Here is a 24796-nt window from a genome sequence, read left to right on the forward strand (position 1 = left end):
ATGGCGTCACCATCTATGAATGTGGCAATGAACTGACACGCGACGGCGCCATTATTCTGGATTCCACCAACGCGGGAACGAAGGCACTCGACTTCAACAACACGAACTGGCCGGTCTTGCGAGGCGCGACGCGCGGCATGATCGACGGCGTGAAATCGGTTCAGCCTGCCGCGAAGTGTGGTATCAACTTCTGCGTGAACGATGTTGGCGCGGCCGACGCGTTGTGGGAGGGTACTCAACCCGACGGCAGCAGCGGCTATTCCAAGGTGCGCTGGGACATTACGACCTGGCACAACTACGAAGCCTACGGCGATATCTTCAATCTCGGTACCGACGGTGCTGGTCCTGGCTTCGATCTGCCGATATATTGCAAGGCCAGATACGGCGTGCCTTTCATCATCACCGAGTGGAACACGGGCCCGGAGCAAACCGAGGCGTACCGGGCGAACTACATCACCACGAAACTGGGTCAGTACTATCAGGCGAGAAAGACTCACAACATCCAGTCGGTGATGTACTACGTGCTCGATAGCGGAAACAATACGTTCGGCATTATGATGAACGGCACGCAAATCAATCCGTCGTATAGCGCATTTACGAGCTTTACCGGTAGCAACCCGGACAAGTAAGCCGGCGAGCATTTGACTGCGCGCTAGATCTGGCCTCCTCCTGATTCGCTAGGGGGAGGCCGGATAGCGAAGACCCTCGATAATCATCTATATGCAGCCCGCGAATGGTGGCCAGAGGTTCCGCCCTCAACCCTATTCCAGCAGCCGATCGATATCAATCTCATTGAACTGAGCGATGATCGCCTCTGAATCGTTGACGCCAAATCCGACCGCAACGATGCCATCATGAACCGCCAGGCCGCAGCAGAACTCCACGCCATATTCCTTCCAGTAGAACGGTTCAGATAGCATCGCCTCCCAACTTGGATCGAAATAGACAAACCTGTGTTTATAGAGATGCCTTTTCCCGCGACTGCGCTCGTGTACCACGCACAGCCAACCATCCTTCCAGCGGACTAACTGCGATGATCCCAGCAAGTCTTTCGGCACTTTCAATGGCTTCCTGAGCGACACCGTTGCGCCGCGCTCGTTGATCTCGACAATCGTCAACGGATTCATTGTGTGGATCGCATGGAGCTTCCCATCTGAAACGAAAGGCATCCAGTTCTTCTCGCGACTCGAACCAAGTGGCGATTCAAGAAGATAACTTTCTGCAACACGATTTCCGGATATTTTCAGAAGCGCCATTGTGTTGGTGTCGTCCGCATTGCAGCGCGCACTTGCCAGGCACCACAGATCTTCTTTCCAGAAAAAGGTTCGCAGATCTTCGAATCCGTCGGCAGACTTATCCGATACGTGCCTGAAAGCAGCATCTTCCAGAGTGTTCATGGCAAGCACATTGAGATTGGCGGACAAACTGCCAATATAGTTGATGGTGTCGTAGTCTGCGCCATTCAACCTCGCTTCGCCACTTTCCATCAATTCATAGTTAACGGATCTGACGACGAGGGCATAGCCCCTTCCGTCAAAGCACAATGTTGGATTACAGGGCTGGTACTCGCCTGGAATCTTCAACGAAACGTACTTTGGGCGAAGTGTATCGAACAGTCTTTCCTCCTGAGGACGTTCGGCGACGTATCGATACAGAATAGTCCTGAGCCGGCCCCGAATCAGTTTTGAAGTTGGCATTGAGGTCTTTCTCCTGCGCACAGTTTTGCCGAGCCAGCGGTAGAAACGTTGCGTGCCTTTCGGAAATACGGATTGTTGAACAATGAGCCGCTCGAACTCGCTCGTTGAGAGCCTGTGGCCTCATCATCTCCGGACAACGGGCGTATCAATCGAGTTCAGGCAGCCCAGCATGGTTCCAGGAACAGTCGTGGCGCGTAGCGAGATTAGCGCATCGAAATCTGCTAAACGGGTTTGGCCGGTATTCCTGGGGTTTTGGCGTAATTGTCCGGGGCACGAAATTTTTACCTCGAAATCGGAGGAGAAGCTTTTGATAGCCTTTTCACCAGAAACTTTTTCCGCCGATGCATTGCAGCCGGTTGCGGCAGTCATGGATAGCAACAATGCTTTCCGCGAGCACCGTATTCGTAATGTGCTCCACTTAATCGGCCAATAGCACCCGAATTTATGCCGTCGTCGATATGCCGCATTTTTTGCGGGCTATGCTTCATTGCAGCATGAATCGCAGAATTCGCGCTCGCGATTGGTCGAATTTAAATCTGTTCGCCATGGGCCATGGTAATTTGGCTTGAAGACGCAGTCCACCCAGCAGGGTCCGGACATTCTCGTTTTCGTCGTGCCGCGCTGAACCAGCAGTTGCTGTGCAACCGCCACGGCATGGGCCGCAAAGCATTGCGAGGCGTGGGAGGACGTACTAATCATTCGTTTCCGCGAATTGCAGCTTATATTCAGTTTGTCGGCGGTGCAGCCAGAACGCCTGCCGCAGTCTCGCTGTAGCCGACAACGCCCGAGTCCTCTCCGCGCGCTTTGCGCACCATGCCTCGGTCGAGGCGCGTCGCTCCGTGCGCGAACGGTGGCGACCAGTCTGCGCATGCGCGCCATAATCTTCGGATGGTTATCGGGCCGACACCTTCCGCCGCGAAGAGCTTGCTTTGTTGCGGCGAACCTCTCGATCCTGCAAGCGGAGATCGCTTTGCGCGTTCTCGTGATAGACGCCGATATGCCAGCGATTCCGGCAATCTCGAAGCAACGCATTCATTGATAGTACTGGCCACGAAAGATCTGCCGCCAGATCTTTCGCGACGCCGTCGAACGGAGAAGGCGATGTCCTTTGCAAGTCACGGAAATTGGTGCGGATTCTGTATGGCCAACCCGGCAATCAGTTGCCGGGCGTGGCGCCAGGCGCGCCCGCGAAGCCATGTTCTTGCTCAGACGGATGGACCGGTCCATGAATGTTACTAGCCGACGGAGGGCTTTGCGCATACTCGCGGCAATCGCGGGAACTGTGATACCGCTTGCGCGCGGCCAGACCGCGCTGTCATCCATGCCGGAGTTGCGCTCTCAGCGAGTTCGCGGTCGCAGGATCAGCGAGTTGATCGGTTCGAATGGCTGGGCGGGTGCGCCGAGCGACGTTGAGATGTGGCGCGCAATGGGCATCAGTTGGGGACGCGGCTCGGTTGGCCCAGGCCAGTCGGACGGCCCGGAAGACGCGATGCGCATCGACAAGACCAGTTCCGCATTCGATAGCAACCTGACGCCGGCATTGCTTGCGAATAGTCGCAATGGAATCGCCTCGCTGCTTCTACTCGGTTACACGCCGCATTGGAACGCGACCGTGCCGGGCGATTCAAAGTCGGCTCCAGTCGATGTGGAAGCGTGGAAGCGATACGTCGATGCAGTAGTACGCAAATATTCCGCGCCGCCCTACAACCTGCGCTATTTCCAGATCTGGAACGAGGCAGCGGGCAGGTTGTCGGGTGGACTTGCCCAGGCGACCTTCTGGCATGGGCCGGATGCCGACGGCAACGTAAAGACCACGAAACCGTACGAGCGTGCCATGCAGGACTACGTTGAACGCATCCATATTCCCGCAGCCCGGATCATCCGCAGCTATCACGCGTACGTTGTCTACGGTGGATGGCCGGACCAGGGCGGTCTGGATAACTTCAAGACATGGCTTGAGTACAGGAGCCCGGTGTTGAAGGAACGGATGCTAGATTGGGTCGATTACATCGACACGCATTATCTCCCCGTCGCAGATCTGGATTCCCTGTATCAACAGTATGTGAAGAAAGGGCCCGCGCGCGGCATCTGGCAAACGGAGATCGGCGACGAATTCATGAAGGATCCGCACTATCTGCCGTGCTATTTCTTCGACTTCGCCGTGTGGGCACTGGACAGAAACTGGGACAATCCGAACAAATATGTGTCCATGGTGTACCACTGGGATGGCTACGAACCTTTCCGTCTGACGCATCGAGGTCCGCCCACGCGGACTTACAACGTATCGGGGCAGAGCCTCGTTGTGTTGAACAAGACCGTGAACGGCGCGCTGGCCAGCTTTTCGAAACCATTGCAGTTCGATCGAGGCGTTTCCGGAAGTGCACTGTTTTCGGGTCACGATGTCGTGATGCAGGTACGCGCGGATCCGGGGTGGCAAAGCGTCACCGTAGGGGAACTCAAACCGCCAGCTTCGCACAATGCGCGCGTGGAGTTCATCGACGCGTTGACCGGTACCGCAAGTGCTCCCGACGATGTTGCCCTCGCGTGGAGAGACGGGACGCTGAAGGTTCGCTTCAACGTGCCGGATCGCGTGAATGGTGCCGATAGAAAGTCGCCCAAGCACCTCGCCTATATCGTTCTTCGCGGAGTTGCGTAGTGAACTGGACGAGACGCCTTTTCCCGGTTGCGGAAACAGAAATCCCCCGCTACGGAGTGCACTTCTACGCGATTTACGCCATTGCTCCCGTAGGTCGTGTCGCCACGCTCCAGAACGGGCGGCGCGGGATGATGCGGGATTCTCGCCAGTCTCTACATACCACTAGCGCGGTTCCGTTCTGGAGACTCAGGAAAAAACCTGGCACACTGATGCTTTCAAGTTTGAGTCTCTCCCCTTACTCGCCACTGTCTGATTTTATGGCGCGGTATATCGCCAACCCGCTTGCCCGCCGTCGCGTGGCTGGGCGCTGAGGTCCAGAACGCCTGCACGGAGGATTGAATGGATCGACGAAAAAGCGTTCGGATAATCGGGTTCGTCTACGGCGGCTATTTGATGAGGTACGTCTACCTCATCATCGTGGTGCCGTTCTACGGCAGGATGCTCGGTGTAGCCGGGTACGGCCGGGTATTGGCGTCGATGTCGCTCATGAACGTGATATGGATGCTCGTGAACTACGGCTTTAGCCCTGTCGGCATGCGCGACGTGTCGAAGGCGCAATCGGACGCGGAATGCCAGGAGATTTTCTCGCTGCATGTGAGCGCGCGTATTGCGCATGGCCTGGTGGGCGGGTGTATCGGCATCATTGCCACGATGTGTTCGCCTGTCCTGTCCGAACGTCCTCTGATCGGTGTGCTTGCCACGCTGCTGGGGATCGTGTCCGGCATGAACCTCGGCTGGATGTTTCAGGGGCGTCATCAGTTTCGAACCCCAATCGTCATCGAGGTGTTCGGCTTTCTGCTGAGCCTCGTGCTGGTCCTGACGCTAGTAAAAGGACCCGACGACGCCGTATGGGTGCTTGCGAGTCTTCTCATCGCGGGTGTGGCGTCTTCGATCATTTCCTACGGTCTGACGATCTATCAGGTGGGCTGGCCGCGTCTCAAGCTGGCAGGCATCTTACCTCTCGTGCGAACGTCGACGATGCTTTTCCTCTACTCGTCCGGGTCGGTCGTATTCACCGCATCGTCGACCTATCTGTTGACGCTGTTGTCGACGCCCGATCAGGTGGGCTACTTCGGCGCGGCTGAACGCTTCGCGACGATCGCGCTCGCGCTGATGGGACCGGCCGCGCAGGTGTTCATTCCCACCATAACGCGGCAGCTCGCACAGAACGACATGCAAGGCGCGCACGATACGACCCGGCGCGGCGCCACCCTGCTGATGGGATACGGATTGCTGATTTTCTGTGGCGCGCTCGCGTTGTCGCCTTTCGCGCTGCCGCTCATCCTGGGCGCGTCTTTTGGACCGAGCGCTCACGTCCTGCAGATTTTCGCGTGGATGTTCCCGTTCGCCGCCTTTAACGAGTTCGTGGCGGGCTACATATTCTTGCCACGCAGAAAGGACCGTCTGCTAGCCGTCGTGGGCATCACCGCGGGCCTGATCAATCTGGTTGCGGCGCTCATACTTGCGCCTCTGTATGGCGCCATTGGAATTGCGCTCGCCCGGGTGATAGGCGAGGCGATTCTATCGGTCATGCTCGTCGGCACCGTGATTCGCCTCCAGATGGTCGGCCTCGTACCCGGCGGCGAGCGGGCACTAGGGATGGTTCGGGTTGCATGTGGTTTGCGGCCCCATGCACGTGCCGGCAAGGACGAGTGAAACAGCTGGCTCGCCAGCGGGAAATCGTTGTCTGCTTACATATGTTCGCTCTCACGCAGTTCCTTCATGGGTCACGTGGCTTAATTCATGTGCACGCAGAAATAATCCAGTCTAGAAAAAGCGCAACTCACCCCCTTGAGAGTGACGTCATAAGAAAGGATTGCCATGCCTACGCCAAACACCCCCCTCGCCTTGCGCGAAACGTTTAGATGCTCTGGCGATCAGTTCGATGCCATGCTGCAATTCGCCCAGGAACGGGGCTTGGAACAGCAGCCATTCTGGTCGGTGATCCTTGAATGGGGACGTGTCGTGACGCTAGCCCGCTCGCTCAATTTGATTCGTGAAGATCCCCCGCAATGACATAACGCCGCCTCGCAGCGTCAGCATGGCGAGATGGCTCGACGGTTAGCGGCAAAGCGGGCAAGCTCGACTCAAAGCCGATATTCGCGGCGAAGCGCGACATTGCCGGGAAGCAAAAGGCCGGCGTATAAAGCGGGCGCGTTGCTCTCCCTAAACAGGATCGTCACCAGCCGCTCCCCGTCACATCGCAGCAAGTCGCTGTCAGACTAGCGATAGTTGACGAAGTTGATGATGTCGTTTAGGAACCACGGCAGGATCAATTGCGTATCGGAATAGCTGACACCGACGCTCAGCCTCGGTGGCTTTGTCGTGGAGTCACCGCGCGTCGCACCGTTGGGCGCATGGAGTATGTAGGTATCCGTATCGGCCGGACCTGGCCGGGCGGTCTGATTGTCCGCGGGCGGCGCTGTCGAAGCGCAGCCGGCAATGAGCACGACGAGGGCCACTGCGAAGCAAAAGGGCTTCATGATGATGTGAACTCCGGCTACGTTACTTTGACAATGTGGCCGATGACGAATTCGTCCCGGTATGTGGCCGGACTCCCCCGAACGCAGGAGACGCAGTCCGACTCGTACGGTCGGTCGCGTTTCTCCGAAGAGAACGATAAACGCGGCCCCCGGCAAAGCTCCGTATATCCACGTTTGAAGACCCCCATCTCTTATCCGCAGAAAGCAAAGCCGCTCCGGCGATGTGGCAAATGGGCAAGATCGAACCATTCCAATACCGATTGCCGACTTCCGCTATCCGAGCCACCTGAACAGCCCGACTACAGAAACACGGGCGCTCGCGTCCGCCAACGTGAATACCACGTGATGACCGCCGCAGGCAATTCTGTGCATTAAGTATTGCGCTGTTGCGCATTTCGCAACCATGATCCTGTCATGCTTCACCCGCGAAGGCGATTGCGCGCATAGGCGCGCAAACTGGAAAGGCGGCCGAAACTGGCTCGGCACTTGCTTCTGAATAATACACAGACGTTCCGGCGACACGACCGGCGCTCAAACAGGAGGAGACAATGCGCGATGACACGTCGCACGCCAGCACCCCACTGACGACTCGCGAATCCGGTTGGCTTACGCCATCCATACAAAAGGCTCACGACCGCTCTGAAACGTTTGGCCTATGTGCGTCCACATGTCCTGACTACGATGTGCTGCCCAGGGCCGAATTGCAATTGAAGCTGGAGCAAAGCCGCGTTCTGTGCGCACACGCCACGCCGGTGATGGAAACGCTTCATGAACAGATCGTCAACACCCAAAGCATGATCGTGCTGACCGATGCCGATGGCCTGATTCTCCACTCGATCGGCGACGATGACTTCCTGCAGCGAGCGGAAAAGGTGGCGCTGCGGCCAGGCGCAAACTGGGCCGAAGACCGCCAGGGAACCAACGCCATTGGCACGGCGATCACCGAGCGATCCGCGACGGTCGTCCATGGCGAGCAACACTATCTGGCGGCAAATCGCTTTCTGACCTGCTCGAGCGTACCGATCCTCGACCCTTACGGTGATCTGATCGGCGTACTGGACGTGACGGGCGACCATCGCAGCTATCATCAGCACACCATGGCGCTCGCCAAGATGTCCGTGCAGATGATCGAAAATCATTTGTTCACCAGTACTTTTCGCGAAACCTTGCAAATAGCATTCCACGGCCGACCCGAGTTTCTCGGTACGCTCATGGAGGGCATCGTTGCGTTTACCTGCGACGGACGTTTTCTTTCGGCGAACCGCAGTGCGCAGTTCCAGTTGGGCATGCCGCTCGCGGCGCTGCGGGCACATACGCTATCGTCACTGTTCGGGCTCACCAGTCCACAGCTGATCGACCGCCTGCGTGTGAGCCACGGTCAGCATATCTCGCTTGATCTGCATAACGGCACCGTGGTGTGCGCGAATGTCGAATTCAGACGCCCCACACTCGCCAGTGGCGGCTGGCCGTCGGGCCTGCAGGACGACGCGCGACCGGCACGCGCCTCTGCATTGCGGCCTGCAGCAACGCCCGGCGCGCTGTCCCGATTGAGCTACCTCGATACGGGCGACCCGCAAGTAGCCGCCGTGATCGGCAAGGTCCGCAAGGTAATCGGTAAAGACATCCCGATCCTGATCACCGGTGAGACGGGCACCGGCAAAGAGCTTCTCGCCCAGGCGATCCACAACGATTCGCCTCGGCGCAGCAACGCGTTCGTTGCGGTAAATTGCGCTTCGATTCCGGAAACGCTGATCGAATCCGAACTGTTCGGCTATGAGGAAGGCGCCTTCACCGGCGCGCGGCGTAAAGGGGCGCTCGGCAAATTACTGCAGGCCAACGGCGGCACACTTTTTCTCGACGAAATCGGCGACATGCCGTATCCGCTGCAGGTGCGCCTCCTGCGCGTGCTGCAGGAAAGACAGGTGAATCCGCTCGGCTCGAACAAGTCCATTCCGGTCGACATCGCCATCGTCTGTGCCACTCATCGGGATCTGCGCGAGATGATCGCGCAAAACCGCTTTCGCGACGATCTGTATTACCGCCTGAACGGCCTCGTTGTAAAGCTGCCGCCATTGCGTGAACGCACCGACCTTGCAACGGTCATCCACAAGATGCTGCAGAGCGAACTGCCGGACTGCGCAAGCGGCAGGCGCCTGATTGTCGCCGAAGAGGTGATGACGCTCTTCGAGCAATGCGCATGGCCAGGCAACTTCCGGCAGCTGGGCAATCTGCTGCGCACCGCCGCGGCAATGGTCGACGACGACGGCGAGATCCGCTGTGAGCATCTGCCCGACGACTTTTTCGAAGACCTGCGGCGCAACCCCGATGCCCCGAGCGCAGCAACCTGTTCACAGACTGCCGGCACGGTGCAGGCGGTACGTCTGCAGGATGTCGCGACATCGACTATTGCGGCGGCAGTCGCCCGGCACGGCGGCAACGTGTCCGCCGCAGCACGAGACCTGGGGATTTCCCGCAACACCATTTACCGGAAGATGCCTGCGCTATCGAGTACAGGTAGCGCCCCGGACGACCTCTGAGCGGTCGGCGGGGATCTCGCGCGCAGCCCAGGCTGCGCAATCGAACCCGCCTCACTGTTCAGACACTGTTGCGTTCTGCAACACCAGTGTCCCTTAACTGAGCAGCGCCACGGGTGTCATCCACCGCGACTCGCTTCGCGGGTGATGCGCAATGCCCTGCTTATCTATACCAACGCTCGTTTTTAAACGTCGCGTGTCGTCACGCCCATACATGAGCCAGCCGACAAGATGGGTGGCCATCCGGCATAGAGCTTGCACCGAGGTACTCGACCGCATTTCTCACGCGGTTAATTCACCCACATAGCGTACCCAAGGAGACAGTCATGCAGTGGACCACCCCCGCTTATACCGATCTGCGTTTCGGCTTTGAAGTCACCATGTATATCGACAACCGCTAACGCCACGATCAAAGCGCCGCTCATCGCTGCCGCGGCATCTGGCGATGAGCGGCGCCCGGAGCACTGTCCATGAAGATCAAGATTCTCGGCTCCGGCGCGGGAGGTTTCAATTTCGCGCGCCGGGCACCGTGGCAGGAAGCGGTATGCTCGTCGCTCACCGAGATGCTTGCACCGCAGATCCATCGCGACCGGCTTGCGGGCTGGCCTTCGCTCTATCCGTGGATCGATCCGCAAGGGCTACAGTATTTTCGTGGCCGTATTCCGTTCGCGCAGCGCGCGCTCGACATCCTGCGATTCAAGCTCGACATCCTGTGGTCGATACTCGACGCGATCGAAAAGGCGTATCCGCAATGAGCGCATTGCCCCCAAACGACGCGAGCCGCTCATGCCCCCATCTGAGACCGATGTTCCGTCTGCAATGGGAAAACGCGCAAGACGCCTACGTGTTGCACTATCCCGCAGGAATGGTGAAGCTCAACCCGAGCGCCGGCGAGATCCTGTCGCGCTGCGACGGGACCCGCGACCTCGACGATATCATCGGGGAGCTCGAAGACCTGTTCAGTGCGTCGGCCCTCGCCGCGGACGTCTACCGCTTCATCGAGCACGCGCGGCAGCGTGGCTGGGTGGACTGACATGCACCACAACATCAATGATCCAGCACCGCCGCTCTGGCTTCTGGCAGAACTTACGTATCGCTGCCCGCTGCATTGTGCGTTTTGCTACAACCCCGTCGATTTCGTGAGCCACGGCGTTGAACTCGATACCGCCGCATGGAAGGACATCATCAGTCAGGCACGCCAGTTGGGTGCCGCGCAAATCGGCTTCTCAGGCGGCGAGCCGCTGGTGCGGGACGACCTCGAAGAGCTGGTTGCTCACGCGCGGAAGCTGGGCTTCTATACGTACCTGATTACGTCGGGCGTGGGTCTGAACGAAACGCGCATTGCCGCCCTCAAGCAGGCGGGCCTCGATCACATCCAGCTATCGTTTCAGGACTCGTCGCGTGAACTGAACGATTTTCTGTCGAGCACGCGACTTTCGACCTGAAACGGCGCGTGGCGCGGCTGATCAAGGCGCACGGCTATCCGATGGTAGTCAACTGCGTGCTGCATCGCTACAACCTGCCGCATGTCGCACAGATCATCGACATGGCGCTTGAGATGGGGGCCGACTATCTCGAGCTTGCCAACACACAGTATTACGGATGGGCCAACTCAACCGCGACCAATTGATGCCGACAGCCGAGCAATTGCGGGACGCCGAAGCCATCGTCAATCGGTATCGCGCAGTGCTGGATGCGCGATGCCGGATCCTGTTCGTCGTGCCGGACTACTTTGAAACGCGTCCTTGCGCGACGCCCGGCATGCGAGGCCGCAACCCGGCCATTGATCTTTCGCAGCAGCGATAACTCGTTGCAACTCACCAAGCCTGCATGACACGGCGGCACTGCCTTGCTGCGCTCTCCGTTCGGATGCATCGCCGTCTGTTCACTGCCGGTCGGCCCGGTGATGAACAGACGGTCGCGTGCCGGGATTAGCGCATCGCAACCACGTACAACGTAGACGAGCCCACATGCGGGGTATTGCACCGTCCGCACCAACCCGCCGACGAGCGAGACGGATCGGTGCGGCCGCGCGCCTGCGCTTCAGAAAAAGCCCAGCGGTTCCTCGCTATAGCTAACCAGCAGATTCTTGGTCTGTTGATAATGGTCGAGCATCATCTTGTGCGTTTCGCGGCCGATGCCCGACTGCTTGTAGCCACCAAATGCAGCATGGGCCGGATATGCGTGATAGCAATTGGTCCACACCCGTCCCGCCTGAATCTGCCGGCCGAAGCGATAGGCGCGCGTGCCGTCGCGCGTCCAGACGCCGGCGCCGAGACCGTAGAGCGTGTCGTTGGCGATCTCGAGCGCCTCTTCTTCGGTCTTGAACGTCGTGACCGAAACCACCGGTCCAAAGATCTCTTCCTGAAAGATCCGCATCTTGTTGTGACCGCGAAATACGGTCGGCTTCACGTAGTAGCCTTTGCTCAGTTCGCCACCTAGCGCGCCGCGCTCTCCGCCGGTCAGGCATTGCGCGCCCTCCTGTTTGCCCAGATCGATATACGAAAGAATTTTCTCGAGCTGTTCCTGCGAGGCCTGTGCACCGATCATTGTCCTGGTGTCGAGCGGATGCCCCTGCTGGATCGCGGCCACACGCTTTAACGCCCGTTCCATGAAGCGGTCGTAAATTCTCTCGTCGATCAGCACGCGTGAGGGACAGGTGCACACCTCGCCCTGATTGAGAGCGAACATCGCGAAGCCTTCGAGCGCCTTGTCGAAGTAGCTATCGTCCTGATCGATCACGTCAGCAAAGAAAATGTTCGGGCTTTTGCCGCCAAGCTCGAGCGTCACGGGAATGATGTTTTGGCTCGCGTACTGCATGATCAGGCGGCCCGTCGACGTCTCACCGGTGAATGCGATCTTCGCGATGCGCTTGCTGGTTGCGAGCGGCTTGCCTGCTTCGAGGCCGAAGCCGTTCACCACATTCAACACGCCTGGCGGCAGGAGGTCCTGGATCAGTTCGAGCAACACGAGAATCGACGCCGGTGTCTGCTCCGCCGGCTTTAGCACGACGCAATTGCCTGCGGCCAGCGCGGGCGCGACTTTCCACGTTGCCATCAGAATCGGGAAGTTCCATGGAATGATCTGGCCAACCACACCGAGCGGCTCATGGAAGTGATAGGCCACCGTATCGCCATCGATCTCGCCGATCGATCCTTCCTGCGCCCGGATACAGCCAGCGAAATAGCGGAAGTGGTCGATCGCGAGCGGAATGTCCGCGGCCATCGTTTCGCGAATCGGCTTGCCGTTGTCGATCGATTCGGCAAACGCGAGGCGCGATAAATTCTGCTCCATGCGATCGGCGATCCGGTTCAGGATCGTGGCACGTGCAGCGGGGGATGTATCAGCCCACGCTTTGCGAGCGCGATGCGCAGCGTCGAGTGCCAGCTCGATATCTTCTTCAGTGGAGCGCGGAATCGACGTGAAGGGTTCTCCCGTAATTGGAGAAAGATTGTCGAAGTATTCGCCGCGTAGGGGCTTGACCCATTCGCCGCCAATGAAATTGCCGTATTGGCGCGCAAAGGGAAATTCAACATCCAGAAACTGCATGTCGGCGTGGTTCATTCGTGGCTCCTCCTGATCGGTGATGGAATCGACTGAAGCGGTGACGGGTTCAACTATCGTCGGGCCCGTGCGCCGTCATCGCCGGAGCCAAACAGCGAGAACCGTGCCATTGATCGTCTCCACAGGCCACGACGCGCCTGGTTCTGATGCAACGCGCGCAATCTTCTCGTGAGTTCGCAAACGCGCGGTGTCGGCAGTGTCCGACCTGTCACGTTTGGCAACACACGCGGCTGTCGCTGTACCTCCATGCAACACACTCACGGCAACGAATTCGATCGTCGCGGCCCATGGCCTGCGCGCACTCGCAGGCTCACGGGCAGCGTCGCGATTGACGCCAAGTGGCATGCGATTTGCCTTAACGGCTGTGCAGTGATTCTGCAACCTTCAGGCAACGGTCCGCCGGGAGGCATCGCATCGACAAATCAACAGGAGACAGCAATGAAGACACCTTCGGCTTCGACCATGCGCCTCGCGACGCTGGTCATCGGTGCCGTAGCCGTTGCCACCATCAGTCTGAAGCCCGGACCGGTTGCGGCAGCCGACGACTACCCGGCGGTCACGTACGAACGCCTGACATCGGCGCAAAGCGACCCGGGCTGGCTGACGTACTACCGCTCATACAACGGACAGGCCCACTCTCCGCTCAAGCAGATCGACATCTCGAACGTCAAGAATCTGAAACAGGCGTGGAGCTACAAGTTTCCTGCTGATCTTCAGCAGGGCTTCGAAGCCACGCCGATCGTCAACGGCCGTTTCCTGTTCGTGACCACGCCGAAGGACAACGTGTATGCGTTCGATGCGACATCGGGAAAGCAGCTCTGGAAATATGAACCGAAGCTCGGCGACGAGTCGTTCAAGACGGCGTGTTGCGACGTGGTCAACCGGGGGGTCGCGCTGTATGGGAAGAATGTCTACGTCGCGATGCTGAGTGGCGAAGTCGCGGCACTCGATGCAACAACCGGTACACTCGTCTGGAAGAAACAGATGTTCGAACCCGGCCTCGGCTACGCATTTTCGTTGGCGCCACTCGCGCTCGACGGCGCGATCGTGGTGGGCAGCTCCGGCGGCGAATACGGCGCACGCGGGTTCATTGCCGCGCTCGATCCGAATGACGGCAAGGTGCTGTGGAAGCGCTACACGATTCCCGGTGCAAAGGAGAAGAACGGCAACACATGGCCCGACGGCATGCAGGAACATGGCGGAGCGCCCGCCTGGCTGACTGGCACCTACGACGCGGCCTCGAAAACGCTGTATTGGGGCGTCGGCAACCCCGGACCGTGGCTCGCGGACTTGCGCCCTGGCGACAACCTGTATTCCGACTCGCTGCTCGCGCTCGATCCGAAAACGGGTGACCTCAAGTGGCACTATCAGTACACGCGTCACGACACCTGGGACTATGACGGCGTCAACACACCAGTTCTCGCCAACATCAAATACGAAGGCAAGGACTACGACGCAATCGTGCATGCCGATCGCAACGGCTACTTCCATGCGATCGACCGCAGCACGGGCAAGCTGATCTACGCGCGACCCTTCGTCAAGGCGACTTCGGTCACAGGCTATTCGGCAGACGGGGTGCCTCAGCAGGATGCCAGCAAGTATCCGAAGGCGGGCACGACGATCGAAACCTGTCCGAGCTTCCTCGGTGGTAAGAACTGGTGGTCGGTTTCTTATGACCCGGACAAGCATCTCGCCTTCATCCCTGCGTTGCATGCCTGCATGTCGCTGTCCGGCAAATCGGTCAACTACATGGAAGGGTTGCCGTATCTCGGCGAAGGATTCGAAATCAAGCCCGAGCCGGGCAGTCAGGGTTACGGCGAACTTCAGGCCATCGACGTCAACACCGGCAAGAAGGTCTGGAGTCACTGGACCAAGCTGCCGTGGAACGGCGGCGTGGCCACCACATCCGGCGGTCTCGCCTTCAGCGGTTCGCTCGACGGTCATCTGTATGCCTTCGACGAGACGAGCGGCAAGGTGTTGTGGCAAAGCCCGAAGCTGGCGAGCGGCATCATCGCCCAGCCGTCCGTGTTCGAGGTCGACGGCAACGAGTACGTCGCGGTGCTGGCGGGGTACGGCGGTGCAAATCCGATCTGGGGCGGTCCGATGGCCAAGGCGGCGGAGAAGGTTCCGCGCGGCGGCACTTTGTATGTGTTCGCGCTGAAGCACAGCTGAGCGCCGCGTCACCCATTGCAATCTCGCAGCTGCATCGCGGCTGCGACTCGCCCTCGTCTTTTCCGGATTCCATCATGAGCGCCCTGCACTTCAAACATTTGACATCCGCCGGTCTGCTTGCGGCCAGCGTCACCTTCACGCCAATTCCGGCCACGGCCGGCGTACGCGTATGCACCTTTCCTGGCAGCCCGTCGACCGCGCTCGATCAGGCGGTGGCACAGGAAGTCTTCAAGACCGCCGACATCGCCGCGTCGCTCGTCAAGCATGGCATCGGCGAAGGTGACGACGACGGCGTATCGCTGAAGGAACTCGGCCGGACCCTCGGCCACGACTGCGACGTGATCGCGGGTTTTCCGCGCTCCACCGTGGCCGACGCCTCCAGCAGCAAGATGCTCTTTTCCCGCGGTTATCTGCACTCCGGCTACGTCAGCATCATGGTGCCAGGCTCGAAGCCGGAAGGCGCTGCCAAGAACACCGTAGCGGCCATGTACGCGAGTCCCGCGCAACTGATAGCGCTGCAGCAGACGGACGTCAGTCTTGACCTGGAAAACACTTCCGAACTGAGCGTCAATGCGGTGGTCGCTGGCCGCGCGCAGCGCGCGATTGTCTGGTATCCCGCGGTCGTCGCATACGGTCTCGCGCATCCGCAACAGCACCTCACCGTTGCGCCGACCACATCCCCGTACGCGGACTGGCACCTCGTGTTTGCGTTCGGCGCCAGTGGCGCGACGCTGCAGAAACGGGTCGACGCCGCGCTCGCCCGGATGAGCGCCGACGGCCGACTCGCGGCGCTAACGCGGCCCTGGACGTTGCCTGATGCGCAAGCAACCGCATCAAGACCGGGGGCAGACGCATCGCACTATGCCTATCTCGACGGTTCCGTGCGGACATCGCGACTGCCCGGCACCGTGGAGCGGGCGGCGGTCAACGACGCGCTGCAGGGACGCTTCATCAAAGTGTCGGCCGACGCGCCCACCGACGCACCGTCATTCGACCGCTTGCAGGCCGATCACGGCAAGACGCTCTACGCGAGTTCGTGCGCGAAATGTCACGGCGGTGCGTTGCAGGGCGTGACCGCTCCGGCACTGCGTGGCCCCGCATTCGCGCCGGCGCAGAATGCGCATCTGACGATCGGCGGCGTATTTGGCTACATGGCGACCAATATGCCGGCGGATCGTCCCGGCAAGCTGAAAGATCAGGACTATGCCGACATCATGGCGTTTCTGCTGTATTCGAACGGCTACCAGCCGGGTTCCGCAAAGCTGACCGCTGACAGCGCCCGGACGTCGGCGACCAAACTCAATGCCGGACCCGCGCATTGAATTCATGGCGACAGCCGACCAGCGCGACGTGCTCCCGACAACCTGACGCCCGACTGCGTCGGGCGGATCAAATCTTGTGGATACAACTCGCAGGATATTGATTGTCAAGACCATTGGGGGGTGCACGGCGCTGGCCGTTTCCCGCGCGGGCCGCAACAACGCCGTCACAAGTTTCAATGGCGCTTTAGCCGCGGCGACGTTGAGCGGCTGATGTAGTGCCAGTCCACCTGCCCGCCGCCCACTACAACAATTCGACGACTCATGACGTTTCTGCAGTCCAGTTGACATCGACTGACGTTCTCAGCGGCTCGGACTCGACTCGTTAGTTAACGAAGCATTCTCTTCCATCGAGCTATGGTCAGTCGAATCAGGGGGACCGTCTGTTCCAGGCAGGATTCAATCCCACACACGCTTCCCTCGCTTCCCGATCGCTTGCACTACCCTGTTTAAATAAGAAAAGACGTCGGTGACGCCCAAAGGGTATACAGTGAAGGGACCGGTCGCCTCGAGCGATCTCCTGCTATGGGCTCTATCATGCGATCGCCAGTTAAATCCGCCTCTGTCACAACCAGCAGCCAGAGCGAGTATTCCATCGAGCGCAAGACACGCGCTAACGCGCTCGATACAGCAGATGCGCTACGAGCGGAAAAGAGGCGTGTCAGTGACGCCGCCATCGATTCCAACGCTAGCAAGTGGCGCTATCCGGCCCCAGGCGTTACGAGCTGATCGTGGCGCTTCAATTCCCCAACCCCAGCAGGAGCTACGATGCTTCCCGGCATTGTGTGTGTTTCTGGGGATACGACAATTCGCGCGAAATCACCTTCCTGGTCGACGACGCCATTCTGAGAAATCTGCAACCTGGCGTGGGGTCCGATGAGCGGTCGATACTCGGCGCCTTCGACCAAGGTCGCGAAAAGATCCTCGAAATCGCGAAGAAGCTGTATGTCAGTGGTCCGCAGAACAGGTATTCAATTTCATAAGCTGTGGCCATGTCGTGGGAATGCTTCGGGATCTGCTAGATCGGAATGTTGCTGGACGCCCGGACCACTCGTGAAAGAAGCGACATTTGGCCCTCGGTTTTGATGGCGGTAACCCGCTGCGGAAGCCTTGCGGCAAGCGTGTCTGGGCATGGCTCGGAGCATCGGGCGTTCGCACGCACATTCGTCGCCCGCGGCCCGAATAATCCAGCGCGCACTGGTAGGCACGGAAATACCGACGAAGCGCCGCCTGTTTGTCAATCGACAGGGCCGATCGTCGCTACGCCGCTCTCAAACATCGGCGATCGTTAGGGTTATTAATGATGCGCACCTTTTACGCATCCGCTCAATTCCATTGACGGCACGGCACAACGCGACCTACGCGGGTCCACGATCAACGGTAGCTGGACAACAGTCGCGCCGCTTTCATCGCACACATCCCAAGGCTCAACGCCTGGGCCCCCTCATGCCCTCGCTTTCCAGGGCAGCGTTGCGTTCCTCGCTGGCCTCAATGGGGTCCATCGCCTCGTCGACGGACGCTGTCGCGCGCTCTGTTGCCGCTTTCACTTCGTCGACGGCGGCGCCAGGTTCGCCATCATCATCGCCCGGAGGTTCCAGCATGTCCCGAAGCATGGCCGCCAACTCGGGGGTATCCCACGGCTCGCCATGCTGCTCTCTCTTCCTTATGTAGTGCCTGACTTCGGCGTCTTGCTCGGGAGTCAAAGGAAGGCCGTGAAAGGTGCTTTGGGGGGTGGCGTCGACCATGATATTGCTCCGGAAACTCGCCTTATCTTCAGTGTAGGCCTTTTGTAGCGAAAGAGTTTCAACTCTCGATTGCGCAATCGCCGACGATGGCGTATGGCTGGCAGCGTTATGTAACCGGGAAGCGATCGGTCGGATATCGCCTTGCCGGATCGCTGCACAGTGAGATACCCGCTGCAACGCTACTCAGCAGGCCAGAGGATGACGTCCACAGCAACCTGACCGGCGATCTGAATCAACGTATAAGCCCAGCGACGCGAAAACGGACCACCGCGTAACTTAACGCGTTCGCCTGGTGGCATCACGCGAGGCGGCTTGATGGGACCTTCAACCGGCAAACCAAACCAATCGCCGACGCATCTCTGGCATTCCTTAATGGCTGTCGTCCCCGCATTTGTTGTGGCAGCTGCCAATGCTGACCGAAGTCTGTGCGACCGATCACGCCTCCTCCGGCGCACAATGCACGGCAAATTTCACAAGCTTTGCCGGTCCGAAGGTGTTGCTTATCGCGACATCGGCGGCATCGCGCCCGCGGGCCATTAGTACCCGTCCAGTGCGCAGCACGTTGTTGCGTGGATCGAATGTCTGCCAACAGCCGCCAACATAGGCTTCGAACCACGCGGCGAAGTCCATCGCACTATGGGGCGGCGCCACACCGATGTCACTGATGTATCCCGTGCAGTAACGGGCAGGAATGTTCATGGCTCGACAGAGCGTGACTGCCAGGTGAGCAAAATCGCGGCATACCCCCCGTCGCTCGTGGTAGACCTGCCACGCAGTTTTGGTCGGTCGGGCAAACTCGTATCCGAACACAATCTGGCGATGAACGAAGTCACAGATCGCCTGCACCCGATCGCGCCCGGGCAGCGATTCGCCGAAAAGCCGCCACGCAACATCGGACAACAAATCGGTCTCGCAGTAGCGGCTACCCAGCAGAAACACCATGCATTCGTCGGGCAATTCTTCGACGGGATGCTGGTGACCGTAGGGCTCCCGCTCTTCCGGTTGGTCGGAAATATTGAGCAGCGCAGTCGTCGACATTTCGATTCGACCAGGTGGTGCGACAAGCCGGCTACATAGATTGCCGAAACCATCCCGATACTGCAGGATGGTCACCGCTGGATCGACGACAAGCAAATCCGCCGACAATACGTCCTGCACACGCGAGTAGTGCGTGTTCAGCATCAGCATCATCGGGGTGAACTGCTCGCACTCGTAAATCAGTTCATAACCAACACGAAGTTTCATTGCGGCGGCCTTCCCCATAGAGATTCAACAACGGTCCTCAGTGACGCTCACTTCGACATCCAGACCGAGAAACGAGTTTTGCGCCCCTGTCCAGGTTCCCCACAGGGGCAAGGCCTGATGCTGATCCCACGCTACCGCGACCCGGATCAGGTGCTGATTGCCGATAATGCTGTTGGTCGGATCGAAATCCACCCAGCCCGCCCCCGGTAGAAAGATCTGCAACCATGCGTGGGTGGCACCGCCGCCTTGAGTGGCGTCGTAATCGGGGACAAAAATGTAGCCGCTGACGAACCGTGCGGCGAAGCCAAGAGAGCGAGCCGCGTCGATCATGAGCACGGCGAAATCCCGGCAGCTGCCACTACGACGGTACAACGTATCAGCCGGCCGGTAGACGCCTTTCTCCGCGCGCCGGACGTACACAAATCCGTCTTTAATCTCCGTCGTGATAGCCCGCAGCATAGCCATCGTCGAAGTGTCGCCTCCTCGCGCAATGAAACTGTGCGCCCAACTGTCGACGGTCCCATCAGGATACCGTCGGCTGCGCGCATTCACGAGGTCTGCGGCCTCCTCGTTGGTGTACGCGAACGGCCAGGTCGCGGCATAGGGCTCGATCGCGTATTCGGGCAATGGGGCTGCGTAGTGCTCCAGCGTGACCGCGCTGTCGAACAGTAGCTGCGATGCCTCGCCGGAGAATGTGGCTATCGCCACCGAATTGTCGAATACATCATGCAACCAGTGCAGGCGGTCAGGTGTCGGTGTAATGCGCAATTGTGACGACATGAGGCGCATGTCATGGCTGGAGCGCGGGCGAAACATCATCCGATGCTCACCAAAACTCACGGGCTCAGAATAGCGATAGGTACTCTTATGTCGAACTGTGAGATATCGCGGCCCACTCATGTCGTTTCACCTGATTCAAGCGTCACTGGTGGTGCAGAAACTCTGCTGTGACAGTGTGATCTGACCTTCAATTCAAGAAGGACCTGCACAGCGTTTCAACCGATTTATTCGGCCCCGGTGCGCGATTCGGCAGACATGGACCCCAGCATACACTGTCGCGGAACCTAAACGTTCTTATTTTCGGATTGCGGACCAAACATTGCTGGCGTCAGCGAGCAGCGTCGAAAAATGCTAGAGAATTCCTTGCGGAAGGCCGGTCGACGCTGATACAGGATCGGCTTGATGACCCGCTTGCGGTCGTGCATGACCATCATCGGTGCGTCATTGCCGGGGGAGATGCGCAAGTCGCGATCTTATCTGCAAGCCCCCGCGAGCTTACGGCCGATGCGCGGCAACTTGCGAATCTCCTCGACTTCGTGCGCGACGTCCACGCGGATCGACGCGCACATGGCGACTCGCCCACGGAGATCGCGCGGGCACTTCAGCAGGCCGTCGAGCGCGGTAACGTGATTGCCGTCGCACCGAAGCCCCGCGCAACGGGCGGCCGTGCCAGCAGGATCGAGCAGCCCGTTAAACCGCGCCAGATGACCGTCACGCCGTCGCAGTTGTTCGGACGCATGGCAGAGATCAGCGCGGGCGCACTCTCCTTTGCGCGCCCGACGCTGCCGCGGCTCTTCAGAGAGGATGGCCCCGCGATTTGGGCCGCAAACCCTGGCGACGTATTGCCCGACGACTCGATCGCGCGACCAATCACCCCTCTCGGTGATGCGCAGCCGTTCGAGTACACACCGCACGCGATCGGCGGTGAGGCTAAAGAGTTGGCGGCCAGCACGAACAACCCGAACTACGCAGCAAAGATGCTTGGATATAGCCGCGACACGTTCGGCGAGATGATCCACGCGATGAAATACGACCTGAATTTTCGTGGCGATGACAACGTTATCTGGCACGACAACGGCGAGGTTTCGTTCAGAGGAAACGTCATAGGCAACACGCATGACTACACGAACTAAAGGAGCGGTTCTATGAATGCACATCAGCTCGCGCACGCATCATTCTCCATCTACCAGGACGCGGAGCCTCCCGAATTTTGGACTGCCTATTTCGACGTTCAGCCAGATATTGCCATTATCAAAGGCAAGCCATTTGTTACGCCTTCCGGGAGATTAAGTAGTGGGCTCGGTCGGATCGGAGTATGGGGCATCAAGAGCAAGCAGCACGTCCAAAGCGATCTTCCAGAGCCTCACCTTCGCTATCTGATCGAGCGCCTGGCTCTACCTCGCGCAGACCTGCCCGAACTACTCAGGCGAACGAACGCACGAATGTGTTTCTTCTGCTACTGGGACAACGAGAACGGCGACCGTATGCCCGATGTGGCGGACGACATTCGGCAAATGATGGAATCGATGGGTGGCACGATCGAGATTGACGAGTACCGATAGCTGCTGTCTCGCCGCCCTTCGTCAGCGGCAACTGACGGCGGCCGCATACTAGCAGTCATTGATCGCAACGCGCGGCTCAAAACCTCGACGCCGACGAGACGCAACCAGCTCTCGTCGACGATCTCTTCAAACGAAGCGTCTTAATCGCCGGATGCCACCAGCAGGCTCACGTCCGCGTAATCGATGCGCCGCCATCGACTAGCGAAGCGGTACCCGTCACGAAGGACGAGTCATCGGACGCAAGATAAAGTACCGCGCGAGCGAGTTCTTCCGGCCGTGCGACCCGCTTGAGCGCATGCAACCCGGTCACGAAGGCCTGCGACTCGGCGGTGTCGTTCATGTCGCGATACATCGGCGTGTCCACCGCGCCAGGCAGAATGGCGTTGACGCGCACCCCTTGTGGTCCGTACTCGGCGGCAAGCGCCTGCGTCAACCCGATCAATCCGGCCTTGCTCGCGGCGTATGCCGCGGTGCCCGGAAATGCAAATGAGTAGCCGACGAACGTCGACGTGAAGATGATAGATCCACCACCCTGCTTCAGCATTTCGGGGATCTGGTGTTTCGCACCCAAAAAAGCACTCGTCAGATTGGTCGCCAATGCGGCCGACCAGCCAGCCTCTGACACGCCCGTGGTCGGGCCCATTTCGCCCAGGGTGCCAGCATTGTTATAGGCGATGTCAAGACGGCCGAAGCGGCTGACGGCGAGTTCGACCAGCGCTTTCGCGAAGTCCTCTGACTGTACGTCGCCCGCCAGAAATGCGGCCTCACCGCCTTCGCTGACGATTTCGGCTGCGAGCGTTTCAAGTTCAGCTTGGCGGCGCGCCGCGATCACCACTTTTGCGCCTTCTGCGGCGAACAGTTTTGCGGTGGCACGGCCAATTCCCGCACTGGCTCCGGTCACGATGGCGACTTTTCCTGTCAAGCGATGCATGTTCAATCTCCTGCTGCTCTTTGTTGACCAGTGCCCGATGCCTTGGTCCATGGGATGCAATATAGACTTCAGCCGCAGACGCAGGAAGGCATAAAACATGGGTATATCATTCAGCATTTGTGAATGATCGGAGAAACACATGGATCGGCTGCGCGCTTACGAAGTCTTCGTGACCGTGGTGAGCCGCGGCAGCTTCACGCGCGCGGCCGATGTGCTCGAAACGTCGCCTGCCAACGTGACCCGCTACGTGAATGAACTGGAAGCGCATCTCGGCACGCGCCTGCTGAATCGCACCTCACGCAGGCTTTCAGTCACCGAGGGCGGCGAGACCTTTTACGCCCGCTGCAAATCTATCCTCGACGACGTCGCCGAGACTGAGGGGCTTGTGTCATCTGCGTCGGTAAAACCGCGCGGCCGACTGCGCATCAATGCCCCTGTGAGCTTTGGGATTCTGCACCTGGCGCCGCTATGGCCCGAGTTCATGCGGAAATATCCCGAAGTGGACCTCGACGTTGCGCTGATCGACCGCGTCGTCGATATCGTCGATGAAGGCTATGACCTCGCCATTCGCATCTCACGCGCCGGCTCGACTGACCAGGCAGCCCGCAAGCTGGCGACATCGAGAAACATCCTGTGTGCTTCGCCAGCCTATCTGGCGCGTTACGGATACCCCGCAGCGCCGTCGGACCTGATCGAGCATCGATGCATCGGCTACTCGTATGCGGCCACTGGCGATGAGTGGCAACTGATCGACAGCAAGGGCGCGGCTCACTCCGTGAAGGTCAACTGTCACATGCACTCCAATAATGGCGATACGGCGCGCGCGGCGGCGCTCGCTGGGCAAGGCGTGATCTGGCAACCCACTTTTCTGGTCGGCAACGACCTGCGCGCCGGCAAGCTCGTTCAGGTATTGCCTGAATATCGATTGCCTGACATCGACGTACTCGCGTTGTACCCGAGTCGTCGGCACGTGAGCGCCAAGATCCGCGTAATGATCGATTTCCTGGTGGGTGCGTTCGGTGGGGTGCCCCCGTGGGATCGGGACGAGGGAGAGTGAGCCGGTGCCACGTCAGCTCTGAGCTTCAGGCGCCTCAAGCTGCGTCCAGCAGGTTCTGACAGTCCGGTTTGGACCGGATCTCTGTCTGACAGCGCCGGCTCGCCTTCACCCACGATCCGCAAACTAACTGGCGTTCGGGCAAACTCGATACGGTGAGCAATAGGCAACAGGGTAAGGAAACCGCGGGCGCCTCACGACTAGAAACTGACTGCATGCCCTAACATGGCAACGAATTGGTTGGGTGTGGTCGACGGCGTCGAATTTTGCGAGTCATCAAAGCGCTTCGTTCGTCGCGCCCCAGTCGCATCGAATCGCCGTATCAAATACTGAAACAATGTTGTCCCGCTGACTCAACACATGGTGGGCCGCGCGATTAAGCAATGCGTAGAATGCGTCAGAAATTGTCAGCGAGTGACCGTCAGAAGTGGAGGTTGAGTCCTCGGCATGAAGCCAAGGCAACATATGCGACGAGGCGCGTCCCGAAACGATTAGTGGTTTGCCCAAGGCCGAATCGATTCATCCTGCAATTTAGTTGCAACTTTCTACTATCTATTTTTGCAATAAGTGATTTGCTTAGCAAATCACCGTCGACACCTGTGTTGCATCGTAAAGTCTGCCGGTGCTGTTCGATCACGTGCGTCACAAATATCGTGAGCGCCACCAGCGTGACATAACGGGCTTTCGGTTCCGTGTGATACGTGATGTTGAACTCTGGCTAGCCGGACAATATCCGCAGGATGGAGAACCAGGTTTAGCGCGGCTTGATCCTCGCACCAAATGGAACCGCCATCGACATCGGCAAATTTTTCGAGCGGAGACGAGCAGGCGGAACGTACCGTCGGCGGAGAGGGTTGAAAGCATACGGCGCACGGTGAACAGCTTACCGCTCGGCATCACACGGCCGCATTTCGCGTACCCCCTGAATAACCTTGGGCTCGGCGTCTGAGCCGAGATGCGCCTGTCGGCAACTGCTTCGCCGCACCTTGAAAGTAAATGCCAGTGGTCGCCTTCCGAGTCAGTCCAGCTCAGACTGACTAACACGCTCTCATGG

The 24796-nt window shown here is 59.1% G+C and carries 20 protein-coding genes and 3 pseudogenes; 15 read left to right on the plus strand and 8 right to left on the minus strand.

From position 1 onward, the window contains the following. Positions 1-629, plus strand: a pseudogene (locus FVF58_RS15040) (hypothetical protein); the annotation flags it as partial. A 132-nt stretch (positions 630-761) separates the two neighbouring features. On the opposite strand, the gene FVF58_RS15045 reads toward FVF58_RS15040, so the two are convergent. After that, positions 762-1697, minus strand: a complete 936-nt coding sequence (locus FVF58_RS15045; protein ID WP_149670702.1) for a hypothetical protein — start codon at positions 1695-1697, stop codon at positions 762-764. Positions 1698-1820: 123 nt separating this feature from the next. Continuing rightward, positions 1821-2066: a hypothetical protein gene (locus FVF58_RS15050; protein WP_149670703.1), complete on the minus strand. Its 246-nt coding sequence runs from the start codon at positions 2064-2066 to the stop codon at positions 1821-1823. Positions 2067-2910: 844 nt separating this feature from the next. Between FVF58_RS15050 and FVF58_RS15055 the strand changes: the two genes are divergently transcribed. From FVF58_RS15055 to FVF58_RS15070, 3 genes are all read left to right on the plus strand, one after another. Next, entirely contained in the window at positions 2911-4353 is a 1443-nt protein-coding gene (locus FVF58_RS15055) for a hypothetical protein (protein WP_149670919.1), read from the plus strand. 339 nt (positions 4354-4692) lie between these two features. After that, positions 4693-6009 carry a lipopolysaccharide biosynthesis protein gene (locus FVF58_RS15065; RefSeq protein ID WP_149670704.1) on the plus strand — a complete coding sequence of 439 codons (1317 nt, stop codon included), beginning with the start codon at positions 4693-4695 and terminating at the stop codon, positions 6007-6009. A 165-nt stretch (positions 6010-6174) separates the two neighbouring features. Continuing rightward, positions 6175-6369, plus strand: a complete 195-nt coding sequence (locus tag FVF58_RS15070) for a hypothetical protein (RefSeq protein ID WP_149670705.1) — start codon at positions 6175-6177, stop codon at positions 6367-6369. A gap of 206 nt (positions 6370-6575) precedes the next feature. Here the strand turns inward: FVF58_RS15070 and FVF58_RS15075 are convergent, their stop codons facing one another. Further along, positions 6576-6836, minus strand: coding sequence for a hypothetical protein (locus FVF58_RS15075; protein ID WP_149670706.1), 261 nt, complete (start codon positions 6834-6836; stop codon positions 6576-6578). A gap of 548 nt (positions 6837-7384) precedes the next feature. Here FVF58_RS15075 and FVF58_RS15080 point away from each other — a divergent pair. The 5 genes and pseudogenes from FVF58_RS15080 to FVF58_RS15100 form a co-directional block, all read left to right on the plus strand. Further along, positions 7385-9373 carry a sigma-54-dependent Fis family transcriptional regulator gene (locus tag FVF58_RS15080; protein WP_149670707.1) on the plus strand — a complete coding sequence of 663 codons (1989 nt, stop codon included), beginning with the start codon at positions 7385-7387 and terminating at the stop codon, positions 9371-9373. Between the two features lie 323 nt (positions 9374-9696). Then, a complete protein-coding gene (pqqA, locus tag FVF58_RS15085; RefSeq protein WP_149670920.1) occupies positions 9697-9771 on the plus strand; it encodes a pyrroloquinoline quinone precursor peptide PqqA in 75 nt (24 codons plus the stop codon). A gap of 108 nt (positions 9772-9879) precedes the next feature. Then, positions 9880-10125: pseudogene (locus FVF58_RS15090) on the plus strand (thiaminase II/PqqC family protein); the annotation flags it as partial. Continuing rightward, complete coding sequence (gene pqqD, locus FVF58_RS15095) at positions 10122-10403, plus strand: pyrroloquinoline quinone biosynthesis peptide chaperone PqqD (RefSeq protein ID WP_149670708.1); 282 nt, start codon at positions 10122-10124, stop codon at positions 10401-10403. The pseudogene FVF58_RS15090 and the gene pqqD, both read left to right, overlap by 4 nt. A 1-nt stretch (position 10404) precedes the next feature. After that, positions 10405-11122 (plus strand): annotated as a pseudogene (locus tag FVF58_RS15100) (radical SAM protein); the annotation flags it as partial. A gap of 291 nt (positions 11123-11413) precedes the next feature. Here the strand turns inward: FVF58_RS15100 and adh are convergent. After that, the gene (adh, locus tag FVF58_RS15105) at positions 11414-12934 is read right to left on the minus strand and encodes an aldehyde dehydrogenase (RefSeq protein WP_149670709.1); all 1521 of its coding nucleotides are present in this window, start codon (positions 12932-12934) and stop codon (positions 11414-11416) included. A gap of 438 nt (positions 12935-13372) precedes the next feature. Between adh and FVF58_RS15110 the strand changes: the two genes are divergently transcribed. The 3 genes from FVF58_RS15110 to FVF58_RS15125 all read left to right on the plus strand — a co-directional run bounded on the left by FVF58_RS15110 (position 13373) and on the right by FVF58_RS15125 (position 17408). Continuing rightward, the gene (locus FVF58_RS15110; protein ID WP_149670710.1) at positions 13373-15106 is read left to right on the plus strand and encodes a methanol/ethanol family PQQ-dependent dehydrogenase; all 1734 of its coding nucleotides are present in this window, start codon (positions 13373-13375) and stop codon (positions 15104-15106) included. A gap of 74 nt (positions 15107-15180) precedes the next feature. Next, complete coding sequence (locus tag FVF58_RS15115; RefSeq protein ID WP_149670711.1) at positions 15181-16428, plus strand: c-type cytochrome; 1248 nt, start codon at positions 15181-15183, stop codon at positions 16426-16428. Between the two features lie 728 nt (positions 16429-17156). Beyond that, on the plus strand, positions 17157-17408 hold the full coding sequence (locus tag FVF58_RS15125; RefSeq protein ID WP_149670713.1) for a DUF1488 family protein: 252 nt from the start codon (positions 17157-17159) through the stop codon (positions 17406-17408). Positions 17409-17852: 444 nt separating this feature from the next. Here FVF58_RS15125 and FVF58_RS15130 read toward each other — a convergent pair whose 3' ends face one another. The 3 genes from FVF58_RS15130 to FVF58_RS15140 all read right to left on the minus strand — a co-directional run bounded on the left by FVF58_RS15130 (position 17853) and on the right by FVF58_RS15140 (position 20315). Beyond that, a complete protein-coding gene (locus FVF58_RS15130) occupies positions 17853-18170 on the minus strand; it encodes a hypothetical protein (RefSeq protein ID WP_149670714.1) in 318 nt (105 codons plus the stop codon). Between the two features lie 435 nt (positions 18171-18605). Continuing rightward, positions 18606-19415 carry a transglutaminase-like domain-containing protein gene (locus FVF58_RS15135; protein ID WP_149670715.1) on the minus strand — a complete coding sequence of 270 codons (810 nt, stop codon included), beginning with the start codon at positions 19413-19415 and terminating at the stop codon, positions 18606-18608. Between the two features lie 24 nt (positions 19416-19439). Next, positions 19440-20315 carry a transglutaminase family protein gene (locus FVF58_RS15140; RefSeq protein WP_149670716.1) on the minus strand — a complete coding sequence of 292 codons (876 nt, stop codon included), beginning with the start codon at positions 20313-20315 and terminating at the stop codon, positions 19440-19442. A 299-nt stretch (positions 20316-20614) separates the two neighbouring features. On the opposite strand from FVF58_RS15140, the gene FVF58_RS52685 reads away from it, so the two are divergent. Continuing rightward, a complete protein-coding gene (locus FVF58_RS52685) occupies positions 20615-21328 on the plus strand; it encodes a hypothetical protein (RefSeq protein WP_246217060.1) in 714 nt (237 codons plus the stop codon). A gap of 12 nt (positions 21329-21340) precedes the next feature. Further along, complete coding sequence (locus FVF58_RS15150) at positions 21341-21757, plus strand: DUF4279 domain-containing protein (RefSeq protein WP_149670717.1); 417 nt, start codon at positions 21341-21343, stop codon at positions 21755-21757. Between the two features lie 166 nt (positions 21758-21923). On the opposite strand, the gene FVF58_RS15155 is transcribed toward FVF58_RS15150, so the two are convergent. Further along, positions 21924-22688 (minus strand): SDR family oxidoreductase, encoded by a 765-nt coding sequence (locus tag FVF58_RS15155; RefSeq protein ID WP_149670922.1) that lies wholly within the window; start codon positions 22686-22688, stop codon positions 21924-21926. 139 nt (positions 22689-22827) lie between these two features. Here FVF58_RS15155 and FVF58_RS15160 point away from each other — a divergent pair, with 139 nt between their 5' ends. Further along, positions 22828-23745 carry a LysR family transcriptional regulator gene (locus FVF58_RS15160; RefSeq protein ID WP_149670718.1) on the plus strand — a complete coding sequence of 306 codons (918 nt, stop codon included), beginning with the start codon at positions 22828-22830 and terminating at the stop codon, positions 23743-23745. Positions 23746-24796 lie beyond the last annotated feature (1051 nt).

Origin of the sequence: Paraburkholderia panacisoli, from assembly GCF_008369935.1 — a bacterium.
GTDB classification, from domain to species: domain Bacteria; phylum Pseudomonadota; class Gammaproteobacteria; order Burkholderiales; family Burkholderiaceae; genus Paraburkholderia; species Paraburkholderia panacisoli.

Coding starts and splice junctions, on each gene's coding strand:
- FVF58_RS15075 (WP_149670706.1), bottom strand. CDS start 6,836: ATGAAGCCCTTTTGCTTCGCAGTGGCCCTCGTCGTGCTCATTGCCGGC.
- FVF58_RS15160 (WP_149670718.1), top strand. CDS start 22,828: ATGGATCGGCTGCGCGCTTACGAAGTCTTCGTGACCGTGGTGAGCCGC.
- pqqD (WP_149670708.1), top strand. CDS start 10,122: ATGAGCGCATTGCCCCCAAACGACGCGAGCCGCTCATGCCCCCATCTG.
- FVF58_RS15140 (WP_149670716.1), bottom strand. CDS start 20,315: ATGAGTGGGCCGCGATATCTCACAGTTCGACATAAGAGTACCTATCGC.
- FVF58_RS15065 (WP_149670704.1), top strand. CDS start 4,693: ATGGATCGACGAAAAAGCGTTCGGATAATCGGGTTCGTCTACGGCGGC.
- FVF58_RS15080 (WP_149670707.1), top strand. CDS start 7,385: ATGCGCGATGACACGTCGCACGCCAGCACCCCACTGACGACTCGCGAA.
- FVF58_RS15155 (WP_149670922.1), bottom strand. CDS start 22,688: ATGCATCGCTTGACAGGAAAAGTCGCCATCGTGACCGGAGCCAGTGCG.
- FVF58_RS15110 (WP_149670710.1), top strand. CDS start 13,373: ATGAAGACACCTTCGGCTTCGACCATGCGCCTCGCGACGCTGGTCATC.
- FVF58_RS15045 (WP_149670702.1), bottom strand. CDS start 1,697: ATGCCAACTTCAAAACTGATTCGGGGCCGGCTCAGGACTATTCTGTAT.
- FVF58_RS15050 (WP_149670703.1), bottom strand. CDS start 2,066: ATGACTGCCGCAACCGGCTGCAATGCATCGGCGGAAAAAGTTTCTGGT.
- adh (WP_149670709.1), bottom strand. CDS start 12,934: ATGAACCACGCCGACATGCAGTTTCTGGATGTTGAATTTCCCTTTGCG.
- FVF58_RS15150 (WP_149670717.1), top strand. CDS start 21,341: ATGAATGCACATCAGCTCGCGCACGCATCATTCTCCATCTACCAGGAC.
- FVF58_RS15130 (WP_149670714.1), bottom strand. CDS start 18,170: ATGGTCGACGCCACCCCCCAAAGCACCTTTCACGGCCTTCCTTTGACT.
- FVF58_RS15055 (WP_149670919.1), top strand. CDS start 2,911: ATGGACCGGTCCATGAATGTTACTAGCCGACGGAGGGCTTTGCGCATA.
- FVF58_RS15070 (WP_149670705.1), top strand. CDS start 6,175: ATGCCTACGCCAAACACCCCCCTCGCCTTGCGCGAAACGTTTAGATGC.
- FVF58_RS15115 (WP_149670711.1), top strand. CDS start 15,181: ATGAGCGCCCTGCACTTCAAACATTTGACATCCGCCGGTCTGCTTGCG.
- FVF58_RS15135 (WP_149670715.1), bottom strand. CDS start 19,415: ATGAAACTTCGTGTTGGTTATGAACTGATTTACGAGTGCGAGCAGTTC.